Source organism: Bacillus sp. JJ1521, from assembly GCF_036965165.1.
In the GTDB taxonomy this organism is placed as follows: Bacteria; Bacillota; Bacilli; order Bacillales; family Bacillaceae_L; genus Ferdinandcohnia.
Genome location: NZ_JBALOX010000122.1, coordinates 30,918 through 31,345 on the forward strand (window position 1 = coordinate 30,918; position 428 = coordinate 31,345).

1 protein-coding gene is annotated in these 428 nt (G+C 37.4%); it reads left to right on the forward strand.

Annotated features, from left to right (window positions below):
- Nucleotides 1–88: 88 nt before the first annotated feature.
- Nucleotides 89–428: hypothetical protein (locus tag V7147_RS16615; protein WP_335368947.1), on the forward strand; the 340-nt coding region annotated here is incomplete at its 3' end.

The following is a 428-nucleotide window of genomic DNA, read 5'->3' on the forward strand; positions in this document are numbered from 1 at the left end:
TGAATATGGGCATCATTTTGCTTATTATTATTTTCCTTCACACCATTTTCAATTTTCAAAATGGGCGAAACTTAGGGGATTAGAACAAATGCCGATTCACTGGAATGCATTTTTAAATTATTCTATCTCCGAACATGAGTGGCATCCGCAGGAAATTTTTGCTGATGATTATGTACTATTATACGGGGCAACCGATGAGACGGATCGTGAGGATGTTTATACGAATGAAGGTTTTTATATGCGGACACAGCATGAAAATCAGAAGCTTGATAATGTACTTGACAATAAAGAACTACACCATTTTTTAGAGCAAGAAACAGGTGTTAAAATTGATGCGAACAGGAAATTGAAAACACCTGAGATAAGCGACATTACTGGGGAAAGTTTGACGTTTTCCGTAGAGAAAAAGACGGATGTAGCCTACCGGT